Source organism: Pseudomonas gessardii, from assembly GCF_001983165.1.
In the GTDB taxonomy this organism is placed as follows: domain Bacteria; phylum Pseudomonadota; class Gammaproteobacteria; order Pseudomonadales; family Pseudomonadaceae; genus Aquipseudomonas; species Aquipseudomonas gessardii.
This window is the reverse complement of sequence record NZ_MNPU01000052.1, coordinates 35,550-41,549: the sequence shown is the minus strand read 5'-3', so window position 1 is coordinate 41,549 and position 6,000 is coordinate 35,550. Positions and strand designations below refer to the sequence as shown.

The window sequence follows — 6,000 nt, the reverse complement described above, 5'->3', positions numbered from 1 at the left end:
CCTTATCGGCGCTTTGGTGAAGGGGTGGGGCGAAGTCTCCCACGGTCTGTACTGGCTAGAGTCAGATGCTGGCTTTTAGTCCCACCACCCCTACAAGTCTAACCATACAAGCTGGCTTGCCTGCGATTGCGGTTTATCAGTCAACAATTGAGTAGCTGACACACCGCTATCGCAGGCAAGCCAGCTCCCACATTAACGGTGGCGTGTCAGTAGGCATTGTTTTCATCCAGACAGCACAAAGGGGAGCCGAAGCTCCCCTTTAATTTGTTGTTACGTGCTCTTTTTTTATTATTGAGGGGCGGTCTATTGTTGTTTTTGGCAACCGTGGCCCTTTACCGCTGTTTTGGCGACCCCCATCCGGGGTCAAGAGCAAACGTATTTTTTTGAGCGCTGATCTGCTTCTTCGCACGCGATCCAACCAGTGGGTAGCTACCTTGGGGTAGTTTTATTGTTCTCTGCCCGGTTGCGAGTGGCGGCTTGCGCCGTACCCTGCGAAGCACATCTTCTCCAAAAAAATCTGTTAGCTGCGTCTCTGCCGTGTTGTTTTTGTTATGTCAGAGTCGGTACGTCTTATTTTTATTAGGTTTGGTGCTTTTTATTCTTGTTATGCCATAGAGATAGCAGAAGCCGTGCCAACTTTTAAAATACCTTTAAAATCAATAACTTGATTTTTTAGTGGGAAATTTACTTCAGAAGATGCGACAAAATATGTTCCCGTGTTACCCGATGTGTAGCCGCGAGGTAACACATCGTCACGGGCACAGTACTCAACTGGCACTACGGGCCTTGGCCACGCGTGAACCGGTGGGGCGGCCCAGGACTGTGCAGATCTGTTGCCCCGCCACCAGCAACGTATCCAAGTCGATACCGGTCTCGATGCCCAGGCCATTGAGCAGGTACAGCACATCCTCGGTGGCCACGTTACCGCTGGCGCCCTTGGCATAGGGGCAGCCGCCAAGGCCCGCGATAGAGCTGTCGAACACTGCGATACCTTCTAGCAGGCTGGCATAGATATTGGCGATGGCCTGGCCATAGGTGTCATGGAAGTGCCCGGCAAGCTTGGCCCGGGGCACGTCCTTGCCCACCACCTCGAACATGCGCCGCGTAGCGCCTGCGGTGCCGGTGCCGATGGTGTCGCCCAGGGACACCTCATAACAGCCCATGGCATACAGTTCGCGGGCCACCGCTGCGACTTGCGCTGGCGCGACCTGGCCTTCATAAGGGCAGCCCAGCACGCACGACACATAGCCGCGCACACGGATGCCCTGCTGCTGCGCCGCCGCCATGATCGGGGCAAAGCGCTCCAGGCTCTCGCTGATGGAGCAATTGATATTGCGCTGGGAGAACGCCTCGGACGCCGCCGCAAACACCGCGACCTCCTTGACCCCGGCCGCCAGCGCGTCCTCGAAGCCCCGCAGGTTCGGCGCCAGGGCGCCATAGATCACGCCCGGCTTGCGCTGGATCTGCGCGAACACCTCGGCGGAGCCGGCCATCTGCGGCACCCACTTGGGCGAGACAAAGCTGCCGACTTCGATATAACCCAGGCCGGCCGCACTGAGGGCGTCCACCAGTTGTACCTTGTCGGCCACGCTGATGGGCTGTGCTTCGTTTTGCAGGCCGTCGCGCGGGCCGACTTCGATCAGGCGCACAAAAGAGGGGAGAGACATGGGAGCTACCTTTTTATTGGGGTTGGCCGACCTGGCTCTGGATCGTCTGTTCCAGGGCCTGGGTGCAACGTTCTTCGGCGGTGTCCAGTTCCAGCTTCATCTGTTCGATGTCCAGCAACTGCTGTTCCAGTTGCTCGCGGCGTTCGCTGATCTTCGCCAGCATGCTGTGCAGTTGCTTCTGATTGCCGCTGCTGGGGTCGTAGAGTTCGATCAGTTCGCGGCATTCGGCCAAGGAAAAGCCGATGCGCTTTCCACGCAGGATCAGCTTCAGGCTGACTTTGTCCCGGGGCGAATAGATACGCTCCTGGCCCCGGCGTTCGGGGCTCAAGAGGCCTTGCTCTTCATAGAAACGAATGGCCCGGGTGGTGATGTCCAACTCGCGGGCCAGGTCGGAGATGCTGTAGGTGGTGCTCATGATGGCGCTCAAGGAGGGTCTTGGCGCTACGCTAATGGCTGCTTGACGTAAACGTCAAGCAAATCCCCCCCTATGGGTTATCCAACTTCTTCTCGCGCGCCGTCACCTGTTGGCACAACTCGATCATCTGCTCGCGCATCCAGCGGTTGGCCGGGTCCTGGTCGGTGCTTTCATGCCAGTACAGGTGGGTTTCCACCGACGGCACATCATTGACCGGCAGGTTGAACGAATGCAGCTCGTTACGCCTGGCAAAGCGCTCGGGCACCGTCATCACCATATCGGTCTGCTGCAACACCTGGGAGGCCATCAGGTAATGCTGCGAGCGCAAGGCGATCTTGCGCTGGATCCCCATCTTGCCCAGGGCCAGGTCGACGTGGCCCAGGCCATTGCGCCGGCTGGAAATATGGATGTGGGTCAGCGCCAGGTAGTCATCCAGGCTGAGCTTTTCCTTGCCCGCCAGCGGGTGGCCCTTGCGCATGGCACACACGTAGCGGTCTTCCATCAGCTTGACGTGGCGCACTTGCGGGTCGGTGTTGAGCGGCGCGTCCACGGCAAAATCCAGGCGCCCGGCGGCCAGTTCCTTGGTGGTTTCCCGCCGTTTGGACAGGAAACTCTCGATGATCACCGTCGGCGCCAGGCGGCGCAGGCGCTGGAACAGCGGCGGCAGGATCACCGCCTCCGTGAGGTCGGTCATGCTGATGCGGTAGGTCTTGGCCGCCTGCAACGGGTTGAAGATCCGGCTTTCCTGCACCGACACCCGCAGCAGCGACAAGGCGTTGCGCACCGGGCCAATGATGTTCTGGGCCATGGGGGTCGGCACCATGCCCTGGGCGGTGCGCACGAACAGCGGGTCGTTGAAGGTCTCGCGCAGGCGTGCCAGGGCGTTTGACACGGCCGGCTGGGTAATACCGACGATCTGCCCGGCGCGGGTCAGGTTGGCTTCGGTGTAGATCGCGTCAAAGACGATGAAAAGATTGAGGTCGACCTTGCTCAGATTCATTGCGTTGCGCTCTTCTTGTTAGGTTTTCATGCGCCGATCATATATCGGTGATGAATGTTAATACACGCCGAGAATAGGCTAGGTAAATTATCAACGCTGTTCTAGCATCGATTGCATGACCTAAACAACCTCTCCACGAAGGGAGCTGCTCATGGATTTTGCCTATTCGCCCAAGGTTCAGGAACTGCGTGAACGCGTCACCGCGTTTATGGAGGCTTACGTTTACCCCGCCGAGCCGGTGTTTGAGCGCCAGGTCAGCGAAGGTGACCGCTGGCAGCCCACGGCCATTATGGAAGAGCTCAAGGCCCGCGCTAAGGCCGAAGGCCTGTGGAACCTGTTCCTGCCGGAATCCGGGCTGGGGGCCGGCCTGACCAACCTGGAATACGCGCCGCTTGCCGAAATCATGGGCCGCTCCCTGCTGGGGCCGGAGCCGTTCAATTGCTCGGCACCCGACACCGGCAATATGGAAGTGCTGGTGCGCTACGCCAACGAAGAACAGAAACAACGCTGGCTGGAGCCGCTGCTGCGCGGCGAGATCCGCTCGGCGTTCGCCATGACCGAGCCGGACGTGGCGTCTTCCGACGCCACCAACATGGCCGCCCGCGCCGAGCGCCAGGGTGACGAGTGGGTGATCAACGGTAAGAAGTGGTGGACCTCCGGCGCGTGCGACCCGCGCTGCAAGATCCTGATCTTTATGGGCCTGAGCAACCCGGATGCGCCGCGCCACCAGCAGCACTCGATGATCCTGGTGCCGGTGGATGCGCCCGGGGTGAAAATCGTCCGGCCGTTGCCGGTGTTCGGCTACGACGACGCGCCCCATGGGCATGCCGAAGTGCTGTTTGACAACGTGCGTGTGCCGTACGAAAACGTCCTGCTGGGTGAAGGCCGTGGCTTTGAAATTGCCCAGGGTCGCCTTGGCCCGGGGCGTATCCACCACTGCATGCGCTCCATCGGCATGGCCGAGCGGGCCCTGGAATTGATGTGCAAGCGTGCCGTCAGCCGTACCGCCTTTGGCAAACCACTGGCGCGCCTGGGGGGCAATATCGACAAGATCGCCGACTCGCGGATGGAAATCGACATGGCGCGCCTGCTGACCCTGAAGGCGGCCTATATGATGGACACGGTCGGCAACAAAGTGGCGAAAAGTGAAATTGCCCAGATCAAGGTGGTGGCGCCGAACGTGGCCCTGAAGGTGATTGACCGGGCGATCCAGATCCATGGCGGTGCCGGGGTGTCCAATGACTTCCCGCTGGCCTATATGTACGCCATGCAACGCACCCTGCGCCTGGCCGACGGCCCGGACGAAGTGCACCGCGCGGCGATTGGCAAGTTCGAGATTGGCAAATATGTGCCTCGGGAAATGATGCGCAGCGGTCAGTAGGACCGCGTCGCCTGCATCGCGGGCAAGCCCGCTCCCACATTGACCTCCGTGGGAGCGGGCTTGCCCGCGATAGCGGTGGCAGGCTTCAGTAAACCCAGACCTCCACCCGGCGATTCTTGATCCGCCCCTCATCCACGGTGTTCGCCGCCACCGGCATCTGCGCGCCAAAACCGCGGATATCGCGCAGCACCACGCCACTCTTGACCAATTCCCGGCGCACCGCCATCGCCCGCAGCTTCGACAGCAGGTCGGCGCGTTGCGGGTCATTCTTGGCGTCACCAAAGCCCACCAGGGTGACCCGTTTGTCCCGTTTATCGTGGCGGCTTATATAAGCCACCACCCGCGCCAGATCCTGGCGCGCCTTGTTGTCCAGGCTGGCGCTGCCTTCCTCAAAGCGAAAGTTCACGCTCAGGCGTTGCGCCTCGCGGGCGATGGCCTGGTAGTCGGCGGGCATCGGCGCCCGTGGTTGCACGGTGATGGCCTTGATCTGCTGGGCGATAAACCCATTGGCGGCCACGATGGCCTGGCCTTGGGCGCTTTGGGCAAAGTCCACCAGCACTTCGGCCCAAGGGTTGGTGTTAGTGGGTGGCAGGTAGAAAAACAAGCGGCGCGACAGCGGGTAGTCCTCGGTGGCGATCAGGCTGCTCTGCGGCAACATGGCCTGGGAGTCCCCGTCACTGATCGCGACGGCCTTGGCCTGGCGCACATAGGGCAGGCCGATAAAACCAATGCCCTGAGGGTCGTGGCTGACCGCATCGGACAATTGCTCGCTGGACTCAAAGCGCTTGGCCGCGCTGTCGAGGGTTTTGCCGCGACGGCTGAGCACCAGTTCCTTGAAGGTGTCGTAGGTGCCGGATTGATCATCACGGGCATACAAGCGGATCTGCCCGCCGCGGCCGCCCAAGGCTTCCCAGGTGCTGATCTCGCCGCTGAAAATCTTCGCCAGTTGTTCGGTGCTCAACACCTGTAGCGGGTTATAGGGGTGCAGGATGATCGCCAGGCCATCGATGGCGATCACCTGTTCGGCGCCGGGGCTTTTCAGGTCGCCCAGGGGTTCGAGGTCTACCAGTTCGCGGTCCTTGATCGGGCGCGACGCGGCGGCCAGGTCGGCCTCGGCGTTTTTCAGCGCGGCAAAGCCGGTGCTGGAGCCGTGGGCGGCAATTTCTATCAGGACCCGTTTGCCTTGGGGGCTGGTGCCGACGAGGCGCTGTTCGTTGGGGCGGCTGGCCGGCTCATTGTGCACGGCCTTCAGGCCCTGTTGCTCCATCAAGCCCTTGACCAGCGCCGGGCCCAGCGCCGCGCCAATGGTGTTGGAACCCTGGATGCGCAAGGCCGGGCCCTGTTCGGGGAAGGGCAGGGGCGTTGCAGAAACCACAAGAGGGAAAACGCTGCAAAGTGTCAGCAGGTACAAAACGCGCAGCATCATGCTGGCACCTTCTCAAGCCAAAGGAAGTGCGGGCAGATTAAGACAGTAAGGTTTCAAAAATATGACTGACACTCGGCCTATCCAAATGTGGGAGCCGGCAAGCCAGCTCCT

Annotated in this window: 5 protein-coding genes; 1 reads left to right on the top strand and 4 read right to left on the bottom strand. The window is 60.8% G+C overall.

Annotated elements, in window-relative coordinates; genetic code table 11:
* Positions 1-767 precede the first annotated feature (767 nt).
* The 3 genes from BLL38_RS25165 to BLL38_RS25155 form a co-directional block, all read right to left on the bottom strand.
* Positions 768-1,667 carry a hydroxymethylglutaryl-CoA lyase gene (locus tag BLL38_RS25165; RefSeq protein WP_076964761.1) on the bottom strand — a complete coding sequence of 300 codons (900 nt, stop codon included), beginning with the start codon at positions 1,665-1,667 and terminating at the stop codon, positions 768-770.
* A 13-nt stretch (positions 1,668-1,680) separates the two neighbouring features.
* Positions 1,681-2,082: a MerR family transcriptional regulator gene (locus BLL38_RS25160; protein ID WP_154220670.1), complete on the bottom strand. Its 402-nt coding sequence runs from the start codon at positions 2,080-2,082 to the stop codon at positions 1,681-1,683.
* Between the two features lie 70 nt (positions 2,083-2,152).
* On the bottom strand, positions 2,153-3,082 hold the full coding sequence (locus tag BLL38_RS25155) for a LysR family transcriptional regulator (protein ID WP_076964760.1): 930 nt from the start codon (positions 3,080-3,082) through the stop codon (positions 2,153-2,155).
* Between the two features lie 151 nt (positions 3,083-3,233).
* On the opposite strand from BLL38_RS25155, the gene BLL38_RS25150 reads away from it, so the two are divergent.
* Complete coding sequence (locus tag BLL38_RS25150) at positions 3,234-4,463, top strand: acyl-CoA dehydrogenase (RefSeq protein ID WP_076964759.1); 1,230 nt, start codon at positions 3,234-3,236, stop codon at positions 4,461-4,463.
* An 85-nt stretch (positions 4,464-4,548) separates the two neighbouring features.
* On the opposite strand, the gene BLL38_RS25145 is transcribed toward BLL38_RS25150, so the two are convergent.
* Complete coding sequence (locus BLL38_RS25145) at positions 4,549-5,889, bottom strand: substrate-binding domain-containing protein (RefSeq protein ID WP_076964758.1); 1,341 nt, start codon at positions 5,887-5,889, stop codon at positions 4,549-4,551.
* Positions 5,890-6,000: the final 111 nt, after the last annotated feature.